The organism is Paenibacillus sp. NPDC056579 (genome assembly GCF_042793215.1).
Lineage (GTDB): Bacteria > Bacillota > Bacilli > Paenibacillales > NBRC-103111 > Paenibacillus_S.
Genome location: NZ_JBHTVD010000003.1, coordinates 324,956 through 344,741, shown reverse-complemented (window position 1 = coordinate 344,741; position 19,786 = coordinate 324,956). Strand labels below are relative to the sequence as shown.

The window sequence follows — 19,786 nt, the reverse complement described above, 5'->3', positions numbered from 1 at the left end:
GGAGGTCGGAGACCTTGGCCCAGGAAGCAGAGCACGTGTTAATGGACGAAACGGGAATGCGAAGAGCGCTGACCCGGATCGCTCACGAAATTTTGGAAAGAAACAAAGGCTTCGAGAATTGTGTGCTTATCGGTGTTCGGACCCGCGGCATATACCTTGCCAACCGGATTGCCGAGCGGATCATGGAGATCGAGAACGTTCCGGTTCCGGTAGGCGAGATTGATGTAACGCGCTACCGCGACGACCGGTCGGGCAGGCTGGAGCGGGCGGTCAAGAGCGATGCAGCACCGGCAATGGACATTCACAACAAGAAGGTCATCTTGTTCGATGATGTGCTGTACACAGGCAGAACCGTTAGAGCGGCAATGGACGCTTTGATGGATCTGGGAAGGCCGCAGATGATCCAATTGGGCGTGCTGGTCGACCGAGGCCACCGGGAGCTTCCGATTCGTCCTGATTACGTGGGCAAAAACATTCCGACCTCGCGCCTTGAGAGCATCGAGGTACTGCTTAAAGAAGTGGACGGAGACGACCAGGTCGTCATTACTCAACAAAGGAGGCAAAACGGATGACACAGTTGAAGCTCGCATCGGAGAAACATTTGTTAGGCACCAAAGGGATGAGTGCACAGGACATCACGTCCATATTAGACCGGGCGGCCTATTGGGAGCAATATCCCGTGAAGCTGGCGAACCACTTGCAGGGCCGTTTTGTGGCCAATATGTTTTTTGAAAACAGCACAAGAACGCGATTTTCCTTCGAAGTAGCGGAGAAAAGACTCGGCGCGGAAGTGTTGAACTTCGCGGCTGCAGTATCGAGTGTGCAAAAAGGAGAATCGATATACGATACAGTCAAAACGCTTGAATCTATGGGGATCGACGCCGGCGTGATCCGGATGAAGCCGAACGGCCTGCTGGCTGAGCTGGCGGAGAAGATCAAAGTACCGCTGATCAATGCGGGCGACGGCAACAATGAGCATCCTACGCAAGCGCTGCTCGATCTGTATACGATGCGCAAGCAGTTCGGGCATCTGAAGGGGCTGCACGTAGCGATCATCGGAGATATTCAGCACAGCAGGGTAGCGCGCTCGAACTTATGGGCGCTGCAGACGATGGGAGCCAAAGTAAGCCTGTGCGCTCCACCATCGATGCAGGCGCCAGAGCTGGCTGCATATGCGCCGTACGTTACGATCGACGAAGCAATCAAGGCCGATGTGGTGATGATGCTGCGGGTGCAGCTGGAGCGCCACGAAGAGAGCGTGTATAAGTCGGCTGCCGACTATCGTGAGGCTTACGGCTTAACCGTGAAAAGGGAAGCGGCGATGGCGCCTCATGCGATCATCATGCACCCTGCGCCGGTCAACCGCGATGTTGAGATAGACGACGTGCTGGTGGAGTGCGAGCGCTCGAAGATTTTTGCCCAGATGGGGCATGGGGTACCGATTAGAATGGCTGTAATCGAACGGGCATTAAGCTAACATCATTAGCTTCCTATACGGGCCCGTACATAGAGAAATGCGGGCGAATGGATTCGCTGGGCACACTATAAGCAATGAAGGACGACAGGGAGGGCATTATGGGAATTTGGATTTTGAACGCGCAGGTTGTAGCTACCGGTAACGAGCTGGCGAAACGGCATATTTTAGTAGAAGGCAATGTAGTTGAAACGATAATTGACGCAGCCAACGGCGTGCCGGATACGGCGGGCCACACGGTAGTGGATGCGGCAGGCAATCTGGTAACACCGGGCTTGATCGATATGCACGTGCATCTTCGCGAGCCGGGCTTTGAGCATAAAGAAACGATTGCAACCGGAACCCGTTCCGCTGCACGCGGCGGCTACACGACGATCGCCTGCATGCCGAACACCCGGCCGGTAATCGACACGGTCGAGACGGTCAAATATGTACTGGACAAAGCGGAAACCGAAGGCGTAATTCGCGTCCTGCCATACGGCTGTATTACGAAGAACGAGCTCGGCCGCGAGCTGACCGATTTTGATGCACTGAAAGAGGCCGGCGTTATCGGCTTTACGGACGACGGCGTTGGCGTGCAAAGCGCACAAATGATGAAGGATGCGATGGCCAAAGCGGCATCGATCGGGCTCCCGGTTATCGCTCACTGCGAAGACAACACGCTGGTTGAGGGCGCTTGGGTAAGCGAAGGAGCATTCTCCAAGAAGCACGGCTTGAAGGGGATTCCGAACGAGTCGGAAGCGATTCATGTAGGCCGTGACGTATTGCTCGCCGAAGCGACAGGCGTTCATTACCATGTGTGCCACGTCAGCACGGAGCAATCCGTTCGCCTGATCCGTCACGCGAAGCAATTCGGCATCAAAGTGACCGCAGAAGTTTGTCCGCACCACCTGCTGCTGTCCGATGAAGACATTCCGGGCATGGATGCGAATTGGAAGATGAATCCTCCGCTCCGCACGCCAAGAGACGTGCAAGCTTGTATCGAAGGGCTGCTGGACGGTACGATCGACATTATCGTTACTGACCATGCACCGCACAGCGAAGAGGAGAAAGCGCGCGGCGTCGACCTGGCTCCTTTCGGAATTGTTGGCTTCGAAACGGCGTTTCCGCTCTTGTATACGAAATTCGTAGCTACCGGCGAATGGACGCTGCAGTTCCTTATAGATAAAATGACTTCCCTTCCGGCGCAAGTGTTCGGATTGCCTTGGGGCACGCTGGAAGTCGGCAAAGAAGCGGATCTGACGATGATCGATCTGGAAACGGAAAAAGAAGTAAATCCTGCGGAATTCGCTTCCAAAGGACGCAACACGCCGTTTACCGGCTGGAAGCTTAAAGGCTGGCCAACATGGACGATGGCAGGCGGCAAGGTCGTTTGGTCGGAAGCCTAAACCACGTTCAGACCTCTAATTGGATATAACGATTGATTAGCATACAGGGATGTTTCTTTAACATGATAAGGAGTTGAAAACGATGCAGGCAAGGTTGTTGTTGGAAGACGGCACGTTATTTACCGGCAAGGCGTTTGGCAGTGAAGGCGAGTCGACGGGTGAAGTCGTATTTAATACAGGGATTACAGGTTATCAGGAGGTTCTCTCCGATCCTTCCTACTGCGGACAGATCGTAACGATGACGTATCCGCTGATTGGAAACTACGGGATTACGCGGGACGATTTCGAATCGATCCGCCCGTTCATTCACGGGTTTGTAGTCCGCGAGCATGAGACGGTTCCAAGCAACTGGAGAGCGGAATATTCCCTCGACAGTCTGTTGAAGGAATATGGCATTATCGGCATCAGCGGCGTTGACACACGGATGCTGACCCGCCGTATCCGCCACCATGGCGTAATGAAAGGGCTGCTGACAACGACCAACAAACCGGTTGCCGAGCTGCTGGAGCAGCTGAAAGCAACTACGCTGATGACGGATCAAGTATCCCGGGTTTCCACGAAATCCGTATTCAGCTGCCCAGGAACGAAAGAGCGGGTCGTACTCGTAGACTTCGGTGCAAAAAGCGGTATCGTTCGTGACTTAACCAAGCGCGGCTGCGACGTAGTAGTCGTTCCGCAGGATGCAACAGCGGATCAAATCCGCCGGTTGGCTCCGGACGGCATTCTGCTCTCTAACGGCCCTGGGGACCCTAAAGACGTTCCTCATGCCGTAACTATGATTTCCGAGCTGATCGGCGAGTTCCCGATCTTCGGCATCTGCTTGGGTCATCAGCTGTTCGCGCTCGCTTGCGGCGCCGATACCGAGAAGCTGAAATTCGGACATCGCGGGGGCAACCATCCGGTTAAAGATTTGCAAAGCAACCGCTGCTACATCACTTCGCAAAACCACGGCTATACCGTAAAAGACGATTCCATCGCCAATACGGAGCTGGAAGTAACTCATATCAACAACAACGACGGAACCATTGAAGGCTTGAAGCATAAGAAGCATGCGGCGTTCTCGGTACAGTACCATCCGGAAGCGGCACCGGGTCCATTCGACTCCAGCTACTTGTTCGATGACTTCATCCAAATGATCCGCGATTTCAAACAGGCGAATCCGCAGCTGCCAAGACAGGCGCAAATTTCCGCGGCTTCCAAGCTGGGCGTACAGCCTGCCGGATCTGCATCGAAAGGAGAACTCCACTATGCCAAAAAATAATAGCTTGAAAAAAATACTCGTTATCGGTTCCGGTCCGATCGTCATCGGACAGGCGGCTGAGTTCGACTACGCCGGTACTCAGGCTTGCCAAGCATTGAAAGAAGAAGGAATGGAAGTTGTCCTGATCAACAGCAACCCTGCTACGATCATGACGGACACGAATATGGCGGACAAGGTTTACATCGAACCTATTACGCTGGAGTTTGTAACGCAAATCATCCGCCAGGAGCGTCCCGACGGATTGCTCCCGACACTCGGCGGTCAAACCGGCTTGAACATGGCGGTTGAACTGGCAAGAGCGGGCGTGCTGGAGCGCGAAAACGTCAAGCTGCTCGGTACTCAGCTGACAGCGATCGAAAAAGCGGAAGACCGCGATTTGTTCCGCGACTTGATGAGAGAGCTGGAGCAGCCGGTACCTGACAGCACGATCGTAACGACGGTGAAAGAAGCGGTTGATTTCGCTAACGAAATCGGCTATCCGATCATCGTTCGCCCTGCCTACACATTGGGCGGTACAGGCGGCGGTATTTGCGCCAACGAAGAAGAGCTGCTGGAGACTGTTGCATCCGGTATCCGCTACAGCCCTATCGGCCAATGCTTGATCGAGAAGAGCATCGCCGGCATGAAAGAAGTCGAATACGAAGTTATGCGCGATGCGAACGACAACTGTATCGTCGTATGTAACATGGAGAACTTCGACCCGGTTGGCGTTCATACAGGCGACAGTATCGTTGTGGCGCCTAGCCAAACGCTGTCCGACCGCGAGTACCAAATGCTCCGTTCGGCATCGCTCAAAATTATCCGCGCCTTAAACATCGAAGGCGGATGTAACGTACAATTCGCGCTGGATCCGTTCAGCTACCAATACTATGTTATCGAGGTAAATCCTCGCGTGAGCCGTTCCTCGGCGCTGGCTTCCAAAGCGACGGGCTACCCTATCGCCAAGATGGCTGCAAAAATTGCGATCGGCTACACTCTGGACGAGATCGTCAACCCGGTAACAGGACAAACTTACGCTTGCTTCGAGCCGACGCTGGACTATATCGTATCCAAAATTCCGCGCTGGCCGTTCGATAAATTTACAGCGGCTAACCGTAAGCTCGGTACGCAAATGAAAGCAACCGGCGAGGTTATGGCTATCGGCCGTACATTCGAGGAATCGATTCATAAAGCGATTCGTTCCCTTGAGATCGGCGTGCACCGCTTATACTTGAAAGAAACAGACCTTCTGGACCAAGAAACGCTGGAAGCGCGTCTGATCAAGCCGGACGACGAGCGGATGTTCCTGATCGCAGAAGCGTTCCGCCGCGGCTATACATTGCAGCAAATTCAAGACTTGACCAAGATCGACTGGTGGTTCCTGAGCAAGCTGGAAGGGCTGATCCAGTTCGAAGAGCAGCTGCTTCAGCCTGAGCTGACCGAAGAGCTGTTGTATGAAGCGAAGCGCAAAGGCTTCACGGATCGTGCGATTGCCGAAATTCGCCGCAATGCGGATAAAGGCTTGAACTTCACGCAAGAAGCGGATATCCGCGCTTACCGTCTGAGCTTGAACCTGAAGCCGGTCTACAAAATGGTAGACACTTGCGCGGCAGAGTTCGAAGCGACGACTCCTTACTACTACTCGACTTACGAGACGGAAGACGAAGTGAAGGAGACGACGAAGCAAAAGGTCGTCGTACTAGGCTCCGGACCTATCCGTATCGGACAAGGCATCGAGTTCGACTACTCTACGGTACATGCCGTATGGGCGATCCAAGCCGCAGGCTATGAAGCGGTTATCATTAACAATAACCCGGAGACGGTTTCTACGGACTTCAACACATCCGACCGTCTGTACTTTGAACCGCTGTTCTTCGAGGACGTAATGAACGTCATCGAGCATGAGAAGCCGATCGGCGTAATCGTTCAGTTCGGCGGACAAACCGCTATCAACCTGGCTGCACCGCTCGCTAATGCAGGCGTACGCATTCTCGGTACCGACCTTGAAAATATCGATGCAGCGGAAGACCGCAAAAAGTTCGAAGCGCTGCTGCGCGAGCTGAACATCGCTCAACCGCCGGGCGGAACAGTGACTTCCGTCGATCAAGCGGTAGGCATGGCTTCCAAGTTCGGTTATCCGGTACTCGTTCGTCCTTCCTACGTATTGGGCGGACGCGCGATGGAAATCGTCTATTCCGATGAAGAGCTGCTGAGCTACATGGAGTATGCAGTCAAAATCAACCCTGAGCATCCGGTATTGATCGACCGTTATATGCTTGGTAAAGAAGTAGAGGTTGACGCGATTTGCGATAAAGAAACGGTCCTAATCCCAGGTATCATGGAGCACGTTGAGAGAGCGGGCGTACACTCCGGTGACTCGATCGCCGTGTATCCGCCGCAAACCATCTCGGAAGAGATTAAACAGCAAATTATCGATATTACTACGAAAATCGCCAGAGGGCTGCAAGTGGTAGGCTTGGTGAACATCCAGTTCGTCATTTATCAAGACCAAGCTTATGTGATCGAGGTAAACCCTCGCTCCTCCAGAACGGTGCCGTTCCTGAGCAAAGTAACGAAAATTCCTATGGCTAACGTAGCTACCCGCCTCATTATGGGCGAGAAGCTGGCCGACATGGGTTATCAAACAGGCTTGTGGCCGGAAGACGAATACGTATCCGTAAAAGTGCCTGTATTCTCCTTCGCCAAATTGCGCCGCGTAGACACGACGCTTGGACCGGAAATGAAATCGACCGGCGAGGTTATGGGACGCGACCTCAACTTCGCAAAAGCTCTGTACAAAGGATTGATCGGTTCCGGGATGAAAATTCCGCCAACCGGCGCGATTATTGCTACAGTAGCGGATAAAGATAAAGCTGAGGCGATCGAAATTTTGACTGGCTTCTACAAGCTTGGCTACAAAATCGTGGCAACCGGCGGAACCGCCAAAGCATTGGAAGAAGCAGGACTGCATGTAACCCGCGTCAACAAGCTGAGCGAAGGCTCGCCGAACATTCTTGACCTGATCCGCAATGGAGAAGCTCACTTTGTCGTCAATACGCTGACCAAAGGCAAAACGCCTGAACGTGACGGTTTCCGTATTCGCCGTGAAGCGGTTGAGAACGGTGTGGTCTGCATGACCTCCCTCGATACGGTTAGAGCGCTGTGGCACATGCTTGAAGCGATCAACTTCCAATCGACGGCTATGCCTGCTCACCACGCATAATAGAGTGAATTGAAGATTAGCACAGTAACCCGGGATGACCAAGGGAAGCTGTGCTAATCCCTTGATTAGGCGGCTCCACCGCTTGAATGTTTGATGAAGCCTGATGAAAATACACAATACAATGGGGAGGCGAGACAGCATGTCAGTGCAAACGAATATCGCGGAACGAATTATGGTGGCTCTGGATTATCCCGACGCCGCAGCGGCTCAGAAGCTGCTTGAATCATTGAGAGGCATTCCTTGCTATATGAAGGTCGGCATGCAGTTGTTTTACAGTGCCGGACCTCAATTCGTAAGCAGTCTGAAGGAGCAGGGCTACAAGGTGTTCCTCGATGTGAAAATGCACGATATTCCGAACACGGTGAAAGGCGGATCGGAAAGTGTGACCCGTCTTGGCGTGGACATGTTCAATGTGCACGCGGCTGGCGGCAAGCAAATGATGGAGGCTGCTCTCGAGGGAGTCGATAAGGCTTTGGCGGGCGGAGGTGCAGCTGAAGCAAGCCGACCGATCGTCATCGCCGTGACTCAGCTGACCAGTACAAGCCAAGCCGTGATGAATGAAGAGATCGGTCTGCCGGGAACGGTGGAGGACGCCGTACAGCGTTATGCACAGCTTGCGCAATCTGCAGGATTGCAAGGCGTTGTCGCTTCTCCTTTGGAAGTGACACGAATCAAAAGCGTGTGCGGTTCGGGATTCGTGACCGTGACGCCGGGCATTCGTCCGGCAGGCGCAGCCATAGGCGATCAGTCGCGCGTTATGACGCCTGCAGAAGCTTTTGCACAAGGAACGGACTATGTCGTTATCGGGCGTCCGATTACAGCGGCAGAGGACCCTAGAGGCGCTCTGGAAGCTATTATTCAATCGGTAGAGTAAGTAGCCACTCGCCGATCTCAAACTATAGATAAAAGGAGTTTTGTCTGATGAGCACAAAAACGATTTCTACGAACCCCCAGCTGGCAGAACGTATTGCAGCGGCCCTTTTGCAAATTGAAGCGGTAGCTCTTCGCCCTGACCCTAGTCAGCCCTTTACATGGACGTCCGGACTCAAATCGCCGATTTATTGCGATAACCGGCTGACGATTTCCTACCCGGAAATCCGCGAGCTGATTGCAGACGGCTTCGTATCCTTGATCCGCGACAACTTCCCGGATGTTGAAGTAATCGCCGGAGCTGCGACTGGCGGCATTCCGCATGCAGCGTGGGTTGCTCAAAAGCTGAACCTGCCTATGGTGTACGTTCGCGACAAAGCGAAAGGCCACGGCAAGGAGAACCTGATCGAAGGAAGGATTCGCCCAGGACAAAAAACCGTCGTTATCGAAGACTTGATTTCCACAGGCGGCAGCTCGTTGAAGGTTGCTTTGGCAGTTAATGATGCAGGCGCTAATGCTCTGGGCGTGCTCGGGATTTTCTCCTACCAGTTCGACAAAGCAACGGAAGCGTTCGCCGGCGCAGGAATTCCGTTCGAAACGCTGTCCAATTACACGACGCTATTGGATGTAGCCTTGAAACAAGGCAGCATTCAAGAGTCGGATGTGGAAGTGCTGAAGTCTTGGCGCGTAAATCCGAGCGAATACGGTAAATAACCTATTATGGACATGCCCCATACTCGTCTTTCTGCAAAGAAAGCCGGTGTGGGGCTTTTTTGCCGCTTATTGAACAAAAAAATCGCGGAGCCTCCCTTCCTGGTGAGGGTGTCCGCGATTTTGTTACCATAATAGAATTTTATAACATTCCGAGGTCATTTTTTGAGCAATTCCAGACGGTACACATATTCGAACAAATATTCAAATGCTTCCAGATTGCGCTTGGCTTCGAAAGCATTGGCGCCCCAAGCGTAAATGCCGTGCTTGCGCAGCATGATGCCAGGGACGCGTGGAACGATGGCGTCTTGTACCAGCTCGGCAATCCTTGGAATGTCCGCATAGTTAGGCAGGATAGGCACTTCGATCTGCGCCTCTTCGTCCCAAATGTTGAATGCTTTGATCAGCTCGACACCGTCGACAGGGATCGATTTGCGCTCCCAGAACAGCTCCGAGACGAGATTGTTGAATACGGTATGGACATGGAAAATCGCCCCGCAGCCCGTTGCTTTATAAATTTCACAATGGATTAATGTTTCCGCCGACGGCTTAAGTCCTGTCGTTTCCGTAGGCTGTCCCTTATCATCCACCAGAAGAAAATCGGAAGGCGTGTTCACCGATTTGTCTTTACCGCTGGCGGTAATGGCGAAAGTAAATTGCTCCGGGGCGAAATCGCCTACACGGATGGACAGGTTGCCGCTGGTGGCAGGAAACCAGCCCTTTGCCGCTAAAATGGTCTTTACTTCCCGAAGCTCGGCGAACGCCTGCTGCTTTTCTTCCAATCGAAGCGTGCTGCTCACTTGACTTTCAACTCCTCTAATTGCTTGATAATGTCATGAAAATCCTCAAAGGCATAATAGTTCAATCCTAAATCCTTGCACAGGTCGACCAGGATGGAGCGGGCAAATACGGTTTCCACCAGCTTCGCTCCTTCAAAATCCGTTACACTGTCACCGATCAGAATCCGCTCGTAAGCTTCCGGCGAGTAGCCGCGGATAATAGCCGTTTTGCACATTCCGCAATCATTGTGACAGTGCTCGTCGCAGGAATGCGGCCATAGGATTTCGATATGGCTTCCGCTGAAGTCGCTGCCGTTGCAGTAAATGTGATCTTTCGGAATATCGAACTCCGACAGCACAGGATAGACGAAAAAGTCGATCCCGCCGCTCGTGACGTAAAATTCGATATCGTTATCCTTGCAATAGGCAAGCAGCTCCTTGAAGCCGGGGCGTATGACTACGTTATGGATCGCATAATCGACGACTTCCTGCTTACGGGAAGTTGGCAGCAAGGCAAACATGCGGCCTACACCTTCGCGAATCGAGATCGATTTGGCGAGAACCTGCTCAACCAGCCGATCCCAACCTGGCGGCTGAAAATGCTTCATGATGGCGACGATATTGTCGTTAACGGTGATGGTGCCGTCAAAATCGCAAAAGATGATCCGTTTCCTGCTCATTCTCTAATCCCCCAAGCTTCGATTGCTACTCTTAGCTCCGGATGCTGCTCTGCATAATCCTTCAGCGATACACCGGCTTGGCATGCGGCAATGGCTTGACGGAATGCTTGTCCGCCTGCGATAGTCCCCATAGGATGGCCATGGATACCTCCGCCCGCATTGACGACGACCTGCTCGCCGAAATCCTTCAGGATGAGCGGCACAAGACCAGGGTGAATGCCTGCGGACGGAACCGGGAAGCTAGTTTTCAGCGGCAGGGAAGCGACCGTTTCTCCGTTGGCACTGTATACGTAATCCGAAGTCTGTCCGGTTAACAGCACTTCCTTGATCGCCATGTTCTCCTCACGCGGCATGACGACGGAGCCGTATGGCGACGGAAACAGGACCAGATCGGCGCCGGCCAGACGCATCAGCTTGCCCAGCAGCACATTGGCGGCAATTCCGTAATGCGGCGATGGATAGAAGGCGCCGGCCATCGCCGGATGGGCCATGATCGGCACGCTGATGTCCGGATGACGGCTTAGCTCTGCGAGTGTGTCAAATCCATAGGCAAGAACGTTAAACAATAAAGCGTTAGCTCCGGCATCGATTGCCTTGCGGGCTTGATCCAGCAGGCTGAAGGTAGGACCGGTCAAATTAGTTGCGTACAGCAGCTTTTGACCCGTAACCTGTTCCGCTTGTGCGGCTGCCTGCAGGCAAGCTTCCACACGCCGTTCAATCGGCGTCAGCGGATTCTCAAATAAAATCTCGTCATCCTTGATCAGATCGACGCCGCCTGCCGCCTGCAAGTAAAACTGCTCGCGAAGCGTAGACAGGTCGTGTCCGATTACGGATTTGAAAATACTCATCAACAGCGGGCGGTCATGGACTCCAAGAAGATCCCGTACGCCCTGCATGCCGAATTTAGGTCCTGGGAAAGCAGACAGAAACTCGCTGGAGAACTGAAGATCGATCAGCTTGACCCGGCCGTCCATGGAGAGCTTACCGAATACCGTAACAAGCAAAGCAGGGATATCCCGGCTGAAATTGGCATCCGGATAGGCGATGGAAATGTCCGCGTAACGCTCCGATGCAGGTGCGCCGGGAGCGGGCTCATGTACCTTAATATCGACCACTTTGCCGAGATGGCGCTCCATTTCGGCTTTCTTGGCTTCCGGCAGATCGGTCCAGCTGCCCACCGTCAGCCCGACGGCGATACCTTGTGCTTTTTTGGCAAAATCCGCTTTCTCATCATGGCAGCGATAGGTGGCAACACAATATGAATTTAACAACACGTACACCTACTTTTATTTAGATTGAACGGCAGCAGCTTGGGATGAAATCGCTTCTCCCAGCTCGCCTGCCCGTTCTGCCGAGCGCAGAACCGCTTTGGTCACACCGACGGAGAAATCGTGACGTTCCAACGTTTCCAGCGCGGCCTGGGTTGTTCCGTTAGGTGAAGTAACCTTACGACGCAAATCCGCAGGATCCTCGCCTGTCAGTTCAACCATTTTGGCTGCTCCGAGTACGGTTTGCACCGTTAGTTGCTTTGCGGCCTCAGGGGTAAGACCGCCGCGGATGCCGCCTTCGATCATAGCCTCCATCATGTAGTAAATATATGCCGGTCCGCTGCCGGAAACGCCGGTCACGATGTCGAGCTTCGACTCCTCCACGACCGATACGATCCCGGTAGAGGCGAACATGTCAATGGCCAGCTTCTGCTGCTCGGCGCTTGTGCCGGAGGAGAAGCTGATGCCGGTTGCTCCAAGTCCGATGGAGCTCGACGTATTAGGCATTGTGCGGACGATGGGCTGTCCGCTGGTGCCGAGCACAGCTTCAATCGTGGCGATGGACATTCCGGCGATCACGGATACAAGCAGCGCGGAAGGCTTCAGTTGGGAGCTGAGCGAAGTCAGCCCTTCGATGGCGTCTTTCGGCTTGAATGCCACGACTACGACATCCGCTTCCGTAACGGCGCGGAGCTTGTCGACTTCATTCGCAGCATAGCTGACCCCATAGCGGTCATGAAGAGACTTCAGACGGTCCGTATCCTGTCTGTTAATCATGGTAATCCGGGCAGGATTATCGTTTTTACCCGACGTCAGCCCCCGAACGATGGCTTCAGCCATTGAGCCTGCGCCTATGAATGTGATGTTGGCGGTGGATAAAGACATAGCTTGTCGTCTCCTTTGCAAGCAGGTAATGTTGAGTAACGATTTTATACAAAATGACTTAGCCGCGAATTTGTCCGCTGCCGCTGATGCAATATTTGGTAGAGGTCATCTCAGACAGCCCCATAGGTCCGCGGGCATGGAGCTTCTGCGTGCTGATGCCGATTTCCGCGCCGAACCCGAATTCGAAGCCGTCGGTAAACCGTGTGGATGCGTTATGATACACGGCTGCTGCGTCGACTTCCTGCAGGAAGCGGGCGGCATGCTCAGCCGTTTCCGTGACGATGCATTCCGAATGCATTGTTCCATGCCGGCGGATATGTTCCATAGCTTCGTCCAGCCCATCGACGACGCGGATGTTGAGTATATAGTCGTTGTACTCCGTATCCCAATCCTGGTCGGATGCGGCCTTGATGGAAGGAACCAGCTCGCGTGCCATTGCGTCCCCGCGAAGCTCTACCTTGTTCTCCGAAAAGGTTTGTGCCAAAGAAGCGAGACGGTCTTGCGCGAAGCTCCGATGGACGAGCAGCGTCTCCATGGAATTGCATACGGAAGGGCGTTGGACTTTGGCGTTCAATGCGATATTCAAAGCCATTTCATATTGTGCGGTATCGTCAATATAAGTATGACAAATGCCGGCTCCCGTTTCAATGACAGGCACGGTTGCATTTTGCACGACATTTTGAATCAAGGAATGCCCTCCGCGAGGGATCAGGACGTCCAGCAGACCGTTCAGCTTCAGCATCTCATCGACGGAGGAACGTTTAGGGTCCAGCACAAGCTGAATGGCATCAGCCGGTACATCGGTACGGGAGAGGGTTTCATGCATGACTTCCACGATCCGTTTGTTGGATTGCAGCGCTGCCGAGCCCCCGCGAAGCACAACGGCGTTGCCGGTTTTGAGGCACAGTCCGGCGGCATCGACGGTAACGTTAGGGCGTGCTTCATAGATCATGCCGATGACCCCGATAGGCACGCGGATTTTGCGGATATGCAAGCCATTAGGACGATCGAATTCCTCGAGCACGTCGCCGACCGGATCGGCAAGGTCGACTACCTCTCTGAGTCCTTGGGCGATAGCTTCGACACGCTTCTCGTCAAGCTTGATGCGATCCAGAAGCGAATCACTGGTTCCATTTTTCTTGCCCTCGGCAAGATCCAGCTTGTTGGCTTCTATGATGGATGCCGACTCCGCGACGAGAGCATCGGCGATGAGAAGCAGGGCGTTGTTCTTTTGCTCGGTTGACAAATTGGCCAAGCGTGGAGCTGCTTTTTTGGCTAAAGTCGCTTTTTGGACAACTTCGCTTGCCGTTTGAGTTTGTTGTGCTGTCATTGTTAATTCCTCCTTTTAATTAGTAAATATAGAGGCTATACCTGCTTGTGAACGGATAGCGTAATCCATTCGTCACGGTGGATCACTTCAATCCGGTTGACCTCAATACGCTTCTGCACTTCCTCGGTGCTAAGACCGGCAACGGCCTGAAGCTGCCATTTGGTGTAGTTGACGACGCCGCGGCCGATCGTTTGCTGATCGAGATTTACAACCTCGACCACATCACCGGGATGAAAATCGCCGGTGATTTCGGTTACTCCTGCCGGCAGGAGGCTTTTGCCTCCGACGATTAGAGCGTGCTCGGCACCTGCGTCTACCGTAATGCGGCCTTGCGGGGAAGAGTGGAAGCCGAGCCACTGCTTTTTGACCGGCAAATTGTGCTCATTCGTTTCGAAATAGGTGCCTTTGCCTTTGCCGTCGATGGCGAGCGACAAATCTCCATCCTCCATAACCCGGCCAATGAAGAGAGGGACGCCGCCTCTCATAGCGATACGGGCCGCTTCAATCTTGGAGCGCATGCCCCCTGTACCTACGGAGGAGCCGGAACCGCCGGCGATGCGGAACAGATCCTCGCTGATTTGGGTTACGAGATTCAATCGCTGCGCATTAGGGTTATGCCGCGGATCTTCCGTGTACAGGCCGTCGATATCGGTTAAAATGACGAGCTGTTTGGCTCTGACGAGATTCGCCACCAAGGCGGACAACGTATCGTTGTCCCCGAACTTCAATTCGTCGACGACTACCGTGTCGTTCTCGTTAATGATAGGGATCATCCCGTGGCGCAGCAGCTCTTCGATCGTCATGGAAGCATTGTGGATTCGCTTGCGGTTCGAGAAGTCGGAGCGCGTCAGCAAAATTTGCGCAACGCCTATGCCGTGGGCCGCGAACGCTTCGTGATAAGCCTGCATCAGGAGCGCCTGGCCGACCGAGGCCGAAGCCTGCTTTTCATGCAAAAGCTTGGGGCGGGTTATGTATCCCATTTCGCGAAAGCCTGCCGCTACGGCGCCGGACGTTACCAGCAGCACTTGATAGCCTTGCTTGTGCAGCTGTGAAAGCTCGGAGGCGAAGAACACGATTTTGCTGCGGTTCAGTCCGCCTTCATCGGAGGTAAGAGAGCTGCTGCCGATTTTGATGACAATGGTTTGCTGCATGGAGGGATCACTTCTTTCTGCCATATAAATAAAATGGAAAACAAATCGCATTTAGGTTGGAGACTGTAAGATAACGGTGATAGGGTCCGATGAAAACACAAAAAGCTCCCGTCCACTAAGGACGGAAGCTGATATCTTCCGCGGTACCACCTTAATTGATGATAAAACATCCAACTTGATAGCCTTATTAACGGCAAGGGCAGCAACCGTCCAACTCATCGTTGGCCGTTCCGGGGCGGGTTCGGACAGTGTTCACGGTAAATTCTTTCAGCCGGTGGAATTTACTCTCTGGGCGTGCATGGACTTCCTACTGTTCCCATCATCACGTTTCGATTTCTTATAAGCATAGCACGCATCCGGCGGTTTTGTAAAGGTAGCTTGGCCTAATCGGCATTACCCGAATAGGTGCAGCTTGGCTACCCGCTCCACGGCTTCCTGCAAGCGGGCTTCCGGCGTCAGCAGACCGAGCCTAACATAGCCTTCGCCGTTTTCGCCGAAGCCGATGCCAGGGGCAACGACGATCTTGGCTTCTTCCAGCAGCAAGTCGGCAAGCGACGCCGAAGTGTGGCCTTTTGGAACCGGCAGCCAGGTGAAGAAGGAGCCTTGCGAGCGGTTCGCTTTCCAGCCGATGCGATCGAGTGAAGCATAAAGGGCGTCTCTGCGGCCTTGATACATCGCGAGCAGGTCGCGGACGCAATCCTGCGGGCCTGTCAGCGCCGCTGCAGCGGCTTCTTGGATGCCGCCGAACAGACTGCAGTAGTAATGATCCTGAATCAGGTTGATCATGCGCACGATCTCTTTGTTGCCCAGAGCAAAGCCGACGCGCCAGCCGGCCATGTTGTACGTTTTGGACAGCGTATAAAACTCGACGCCGACTTCTTTGGCACCGGGAAGCTGGAGGAAGCTGACCGGCTTCTGACCGTCGAAGCCGAGAGCGCCGTAGGCGAAATCACTGGCAACGACAATGCCGTGCTTTGCCGCAAAACGGATCGTCTCTTCATAAAAGGAAGCGGGAGCAGCTGCACCCGTAGGATTGTTCGGGTAATTGATGAACATGAGCTTCGCCTGGTTCAGATCCGCTTCCGGAATCGCGCTGTAATCCGGCAGGAAGGCATTCGATTCCCGGAGCGGCATAAATGACATGCGGGCACCTGCCAAAGCGACTCCGGACCAATAGTCGGGATAACCAGGGTCAGGGACGAGGCATACGTCACCGGGATTCAGCAAGCATTGGCTGATTTCGACCAGTCCGGTTTTGCCTCCGAACAAGATCGCGACCTCCGTCTCGGGGTCCAGCTCGACACCGTAATCTTCCTTATAGCGAGCGGCAACAGCCTGCTTCAGAAACAAAAATCCGTTGAATGGCGGATAACGGTGATACAGCGGGTTTTCCGCAGCTTCCTGAAGCTTCTTAACTATATGGGCAGGCGTCGGTTGATCGGGATTTCCTTGTCCCAAATTAATGACGTCGTGTCCCGCGGCGATTTGCGCATTGGCTTTGCCGACCAGCTTCGCAAAAAATTGCGTAGGCAGCTCCTGCATACGTTCGGCGGGTTGAATAGGGAATGCGGAAATGCGGGTTGAAGCAGTACTCATTTATGGTCACTCTCCATTGATTTGTATAAGCTTGCCGTTCTAACGGGCTAGCAATAATGTATCATGAATCGATGCGACTGTATAGAACTCGAAGTCATTTATCCCACTTAGCGCATTGGAATAATATAAATTCGACAGTCATTGAACTTCGTGACGGCATCGACTATGATTAGGGAGATAATGTAGAGATGAAAGGTGATTATACACATGACGCAAAAACGTTGGAATATAGCGCTGCTGCAAATGGATATCGCCATCGGCGAGCCGGAACGGAATTTCTCCAAGCTGGAGGCTATGCTGCAAAAAGCGGTCGAAGGCGGTCCGAAGCCGGACGTTATCGTATTTCCCGAAATGTGGAATACCGGCTACGCGTTGGATCGGATTCATGAGCTTGCCGACGTGAACGGGGAACGGACGAAGGCTTTGCTATCCGCATTCAGCCGGACACACGGTGTAAATATTATTGGAGGTTCAATCGCTGAGAAAAAAGGCGATGACATCTACAATACGATCTATGCGTTCGACCGCGAAGGAAAGCAGGTAGCGGATTATTCCAAAATCCATCTGTTCCGCCTTATGGATGAAGAGAAATATTTGAAGGAAGGCGGCCATATCGGTCAGCTGGAGCTGGACGGCGTTCCTGCCGGCATGATGATTTGCTACGACATCCGGTTCCCTGAGCTGAGCCGCAAGCTGGCTCTTGGCGGAGCACAGATTATGTTCGTTCCAGCAGAATGGCCGAATCCTAGACTTCACCATTGGCGTACTCTGTTAACTGCGAGAGCGATAGAAAATCAGATGTTCGTCGTTTCCTGCAACCGGATGGGCGTGAGCGGGACGACGGAATTTTTCGGCCACTCGATGGTGATCGACCCTTGGGGCGAAATCTTGGTGGAGGGCGACGAGTCCGAAGCCATCCTGCGTGCGGAGATCGACCTGGAGCTTGTCGGGCAGGTTCGCAGCAAAATTCCGGTATTCGAGGACCGGAGACCGGCTTTATATTAATAATGTAGAGGGGCAGCTTAACGGCTGCTTTTTTCTTTTATATAGAAAGTTTCCCGACCGAGGTGCGCTTGAATCGTTTACAGTTAAATGGATGCACGATGCACAAGTTTGAGGAGGAAACAAAATGGCAAATAGGGGTATGGCTCTGGAAACAGTCGCCTATGAAAATAAGTCGATTTTACAAAATCTAATGGAGCTCTATCAATACGATATGAGCGAATATGAAGATGAATTTGAGCTTAACGATTACGGTTTATTCGGCTATCGGTATATCGATCATTATTGGACGGAGGAAGGGAGGCACGCTTATTTTGTAAAAGTCGACGGCAGGCTGGCCGGATTTGTGCTGCTGCGTGAGCTGCCACAGCTGGCCGACGGCACAGTATGCAGATCCATCGCTGAATTCTTCATCTTAAGGCATTACCGAAAGTCCAGCATTGGCCGGAAAACGGCGAAGCAGGTGTTCTCACAATTTCCCGGGCAATGGAGCGTCTGTTACTTGGAGAAAAACACGATTGCAAGAACGTTCTGGACCCGTGTGATACAAGAGAGCGCAATCGGTGAAGTGAGGAATACGACATATCTTGATATGAAGTGCTTTGAGTTTCAAACATAGCGGGAGGGGACGCGGGATGAGAAGGGCAGAAATTGCGGCGTGGACACCGGAATGGGGTAGTTTGTATGCGGCCGCGCAAGAGGAATTAAAGCAGCTTCTGGGGAAAGATTGCATTGAAATCCACCATATCGGCAGCACATCCGTCCCCGCTATCGGGTATGCCAAACCGATAATTGATATCGTCGTTGCCGTCCGGAGCATTCAAGCCGTAGATGCTTTCAATGAACGCATGATAGAGGCAGGCTTTCAACAGAGAGGGGAGAATGGCATAGCCGGCAGAAGGTATTTCACCAAAGGCGGCGAACGGCGAACGCATCATATCATATATTTGAGGCTGGCGACGCTAACATCCGCGCGCATTTGGATTTCAAAGCTTACTTGACCGCGCATCCCGATGAGGCACGCCGTTACGGCGAGCTGAAGCTGAGGGTAGCGGAGCAGTATCCAGATCATGTACATCGTTATCAGGAAGGCAAACAGTTCTTTGTCCAACAATTGGCGCAAAAAGCCGCCGAATGGGCGGCTCGAAGCGACCGTTGACGCACCATAACGGTACGATGACGTTTACTGCTGCTCGACGACTTCCTTGAAAGTCGATATGAAAGCTTCAACCGCCTTGGACATGTAGCGTCCCTTCCGGTAAGCAATGACCAGCATGCGAGTCGGGCGATCAGCGAGGGAGAGATAGGCCGGGGCATGCTGGCTCCAAGCACCCCGGGAAATCATGTGCGGCACGAAAGCGATGCCCATTCCCGCCGCGACCAGGGATTGTACGGTTTCGATATTGCTGCTCTCAAATACGATGCGGGGCGAAAAGCCGGCATGCTCGCACAGCTGCAGCGTAATTTGACGAAAACCTTGACCCTTTTTCAGGGCGATGAAAGGCTCTTCGCGAAGCTCCTCGATCCGGATCGGACGCTTCTCTGCTTCCGCTGTTTTGGCAAGACGATGCTGAGGCGGCAGCGCGAGGACGATCTCCTCCTCGATCAGCGGCTCATAAGTGAGCGAGTCGTCCATAAGCGGAAGCGACAGCAGGCTGATGTCGATTTGGCCGCTGGCGGTGAGATGCTCCAGATTGGCGGTGGTCTCCTCCATGAGCATAATTTCGATCTCCGGGTATCGCTCTTGAAATACCGGCAGCACCAGAGGCAGCACGTGGGCTCCTGTTATCGGCAGGCTGCCGACGACGAGCTTGCCCTTGCGCATTTGCGATATATCTTCCATTTCGCGCTTCAGCTGCTCGACCATGTCCAGAATGGCCTGGGCTTTCTCGACGAACAGCGATCCGGCATACGTAACCTCTACCGAGTTCGTTGTCCGCTGAAACAGCAGCAGGCCGATTTCTTTTTCCAGCTTGGACAGCTGCTGGCTGAGCGACGGCTGAGCGATGTGAAGCTTCTCCGCGGCGCGGGAAAAATTTTTGTCTATGGCGATCTGCAGCGCGTATTGCAGCTGTCTCAGTTCCATTTTTTTGAGGCTCCTTTTATTAGCGATGTCGTGGTATGCTTCATTTGTAACTGTTCTATCCGCATTTATGAAGCAAACGTTTCATTATAATGATTTCCTATCA

Annotated in this window: 19 protein-coding genes; 11 read left to right on the top strand and 8 right to left on the bottom strand. The window is 53.2% G+C overall.

Annotation, left to right across the window (positions count from 1 at the left end; genetic code table 11):
* Window positions 1–14: 14 nt before the first annotated feature.
* From pyrR to pyrE, 7 genes are all read left to right on the top strand, one after another.
* On the top strand, window positions 15–572 hold the full coding sequence (gene pyrR, locus ACFQ88_RS14135; protein WP_379454538.1) for a bifunctional pyr operon transcriptional regulator/uracil phosphoribosyltransferase PyrR: 558 nt from the start codon (window positions 15–17) through the stop codon (window positions 570–572).
* Window positions 569–1,477 (top strand): aspartate carbamoyltransferase catalytic subunit, encoded by a 909-nt coding sequence (locus tag ACFQ88_RS14130; protein ID WP_379454537.1) that lies wholly within the window; start codon window positions 569–571, stop codon window positions 1,475–1,477. The genes pyrR and ACFQ88_RS14130 overlap by 4 nt, the downstream gene beginning before the upstream one ends.
* A gap of 98 nt (window positions 1,478–1,575) precedes the next feature.
* Complete coding sequence (locus ACFQ88_RS14125) at window positions 1,576–2,862, top strand: dihydroorotase (RefSeq protein WP_379454536.1); 1,287 nt, start codon at window positions 1,576–1,578, stop codon at window positions 2,860–2,862.
* Between the two features lie 82 nt (window positions 2,863–2,944).
* Window positions 2,945–4,123 (top strand): carbamoyl phosphate synthase small subunit, encoded by a 1,179-nt coding sequence (locus tag ACFQ88_RS14120; RefSeq protein ID WP_379454535.1) that lies wholly within the window; start codon window positions 2,945–2,947, stop codon window positions 4,121–4,123.
* Window positions 4,110–7,325 carry a carbamoyl-phosphate synthase large subunit gene (gene carB / locus ACFQ88_RS14115; protein WP_379454534.1) on the top strand — a complete coding sequence of 1,072 codons (3,216 nt, stop codon included), beginning with the start codon at window positions 4,110–4,112 and terminating at the stop codon, window positions 7,323–7,325. Before ACFQ88_RS14120 ends, carB begins: the two co-directional genes overlap by 14 nt.
* Before the next feature lie 139 nt (window positions 7,326–7,464).
* Window positions 7,465–8,199 (top strand): orotidine-5'-phosphate decarboxylase, encoded by a 735-nt coding sequence (gene pyrF, locus ACFQ88_RS14110; RefSeq protein ID WP_379454533.1) that lies wholly within the window; start codon window positions 7,465–7,467, stop codon window positions 8,197–8,199.
* 47 nt (window positions 8,200–8,246) lie between these two features.
* The gene (gene pyrE, locus ACFQ88_RS14105) at window positions 8,247–8,909 is read left to right on the top strand and encodes an orotate phosphoribosyltransferase (protein WP_379454532.1); all 663 of its coding nucleotides are present in this window, start codon (window positions 8,247–8,249) and stop codon (window positions 8,907–8,909) included.
* Window positions 8,910–9,064: 155 nt separating this feature from the next.
* Here the strand turns inward: pyrE and mtnB are convergent, their stop codons facing one another.
* The 7 genes from mtnB to ACFQ88_RS14070 form a co-directional block, all read right to left on the bottom strand.
* Window positions 9,065–9,706 carry a methylthioribulose 1-phosphate dehydratase gene (gene mtnB / locus ACFQ88_RS14100; protein ID WP_379454531.1) on the bottom strand — a complete coding sequence of 214 codons (642 nt, stop codon included), beginning with the start codon at window positions 9,704–9,706 and terminating at the stop codon, window positions 9,065–9,067.
* The gene (locus ACFQ88_RS14095) at window positions 9,703–10,365 is read right to left on the bottom strand and encodes a 2-hydroxy-3-keto-5-methylthiopentenyl-1-phosphate phosphatase (RefSeq protein ID WP_379454530.1); all 663 of its coding nucleotides are present in this window, start codon (window positions 10,363–10,365) and stop codon (window positions 9,703–9,705) included. Before ACFQ88_RS14095 ends, mtnB begins: the two co-directional genes overlap by 4 nt.
* Window positions 10,362–11,636, bottom strand: a complete 1,275-nt coding sequence (locus tag ACFQ88_RS14090) for a 2,3-diketo-5-methylthiopentyl-1-phosphate enolase (RefSeq protein ID WP_379454529.1) — start codon at window positions 11,634–11,636, stop codon at window positions 10,362–10,364. Before ACFQ88_RS14090 ends, ACFQ88_RS14095 begins: the two co-directional genes overlap by 4 nt.
* Before the next feature lie 15 nt (window positions 11,637–11,651).
* Entirely contained in the window at window positions 11,652–12,518 is an 867-nt protein-coding gene (gene proC / locus ACFQ88_RS14085; protein ID WP_239626872.1) for a pyrroline-5-carboxylate reductase, read from the bottom strand.
* A 58-nt stretch (window positions 12,519–12,576) separates the two neighbouring features.
* Window positions 12,577–13,848 (bottom strand): glutamate-5-semialdehyde dehydrogenase, encoded by a 1,272-nt coding sequence (locus tag ACFQ88_RS14080; protein ID WP_379454528.1) that lies wholly within the window; start codon window positions 13,846–13,848, stop codon window positions 12,577–12,579.
* A gap of 35 nt (window positions 13,849–13,883) precedes the next feature.
* A complete protein-coding gene (gene proB / locus ACFQ88_RS14075; protein WP_379454527.1) occupies window positions 13,884–14,999 on the bottom strand; it encodes a glutamate 5-kinase in 1,116 nt (371 codons plus the stop codon).
* Window positions 15,000–15,392: 393 nt separating this feature from the next.
* Window positions 15,393–16,595 (bottom strand): pyridoxal phosphate-dependent aminotransferase, encoded by a 1,203-nt coding sequence (locus tag ACFQ88_RS14070; RefSeq protein ID WP_379454526.1) that lies wholly within the window; start codon window positions 16,593–16,595, stop codon window positions 15,393–15,395.
* 207 nt (window positions 16,596–16,802) lie between these two features.
* Between ACFQ88_RS14070 and ACFQ88_RS14065 the strand changes: the two genes are divergently transcribed.
* The 4 genes from ACFQ88_RS14065 to ACFQ88_RS14050 all read left to right on the top strand — a co-directional run bounded on the left by ACFQ88_RS14065 (window position 16,803) and on the right by ACFQ88_RS14050 (window position 18,756).
* A complete protein-coding gene (locus ACFQ88_RS14065; protein ID WP_379454525.1) occupies window positions 16,803–17,600 on the top strand; it encodes a carbon-nitrogen family hydrolase in 798 nt (265 codons plus the stop codon).
* Between the two features lie 124 nt (window positions 17,601–17,724).
* A complete protein-coding gene (locus ACFQ88_RS14060; RefSeq protein WP_379454524.1) occupies window positions 17,725–18,216 on the top strand; it encodes a GNAT family N-acetyltransferase in 492 nt (163 codons plus the stop codon).
* A gap of 16 nt (window positions 18,217–18,232) precedes the next feature.
* Window positions 18,233–18,598, top strand: a complete 366-nt coding sequence (locus ACFQ88_RS14055; RefSeq protein WP_379454523.1) for a GrpB family protein — start codon at window positions 18,233–18,235, stop codon at window positions 18,596–18,598.
* Window positions 18,595–18,756, top strand: coding sequence for a GrpB family protein (locus ACFQ88_RS14050; protein WP_379454522.1), 162 nt, complete (start codon window positions 18,595–18,597; stop codon window positions 18,754–18,756). The genes ACFQ88_RS14055 and ACFQ88_RS14050 overlap by 4 nt, the downstream gene beginning before the upstream one ends.
* Window positions 18,757–18,780: 24 nt before the next feature.
* On the opposite strand, the gene ACFQ88_RS14045 is transcribed toward ACFQ88_RS14050, so the two are convergent.
* Entirely contained in the window at window positions 18,781–19,683 is a 903-nt protein-coding gene (locus ACFQ88_RS14045) for a LysR family transcriptional regulator (protein ID WP_239626853.1), read from the bottom strand.
* Window positions 19,684–19,786: the final 103 nt, after the last annotated feature.

Bases quoted from the DNA above. Each gene is read 5' to 3' on its own strand.
- ACFQ88_RS14130 (WP_379454537.1), top strand. From the start codon at position 569: ATGACACAGTTGAAGCTCGCATCGGAGAAACATTTGTTAGGCACCAAA.
- ACFQ88_RS14125 (WP_379454536.1), top strand. From the start codon at position 1,576: ATGGGAATTTGGATTTTGAACGCGCAGGTTGTAGCTACCGGTAACGAG.
- ACFQ88_RS14120 (WP_379454535.1), top strand. From the start codon at position 2,945: ATGCAGGCAAGGTTGTTGTTGGAAGACGGCACGTTATTTACCGGCAAG.
- carB (WP_379454534.1), top strand. From the start codon at position 4,110: ATGCCAAAAAATAATAGCTTGAAAAAAATACTCGTTATCGGTTCCGGT.
- pyrF (WP_379454533.1), top strand. From the start codon at position 7,465: ATGTCAGTGCAAACGAATATCGCGGAACGAATTATGGTGGCTCTGGAT.
- pyrE (WP_379454532.1), top strand. From the start codon at position 8,247: ATGAGCACAAAAACGATTTCTACGAACCCCCAGCTGGCAGAACGTATT.
- ACFQ88_RS14095 (WP_379454530.1), bottom strand. From the start codon at position 10,365: ATGAGCAGGAAACGGATCATCTTTTGCGATTTTGACGGCACCATCACC.
- proC (WP_239626872.1), bottom strand. From the start codon at position 12,518: ATGTCTTTATCCACCGCCAACATCACATTCATAGGCGCAGGCTCAATG.
- ACFQ88_RS14080 (WP_379454528.1), bottom strand. From the start codon at position 13,848: ATGACAGCACAACAAACTCAAACGGCAAGCGAAGTTGTCCAAAAAGCG.
- proB (WP_379454527.1), bottom strand. From the start codon at position 14,999: ATGCAGCAAACCATTGTCATCAAAATCGGCAGCAGCTCTCTTACCTCC.
- ACFQ88_RS14070 (WP_379454526.1), bottom strand. From the start codon at position 16,595: ATGAGTACTGCTTCAACCCGCATTTCCGCATTCCCTATTCAACCCGCC.
- ACFQ88_RS14065 (WP_379454525.1), top strand. From the start codon at position 16,803: ATGACGCAAAAACGTTGGAATATAGCGCTGCTGCAAATGGATATCGCC.
- ACFQ88_RS14060 (WP_379454524.1), top strand. From the start codon at position 17,725: ATGGCAAATAGGGGTATGGCTCTGGAAACAGTCGCCTATGAAAATAAG.
- ACFQ88_RS14055 (WP_379454523.1), top strand. From the start codon at position 18,233: ATGAGAAGGGCAGAAATTGCGGCGTGGACACCGGAATGGGGTAGTTTG.
- ACFQ88_RS14045 (WP_239626853.1), bottom strand. From the start codon at position 19,683: ATGGAACTGAGACAGCTGCAATACGCGCTGCAGATCGCCATAGACAAA.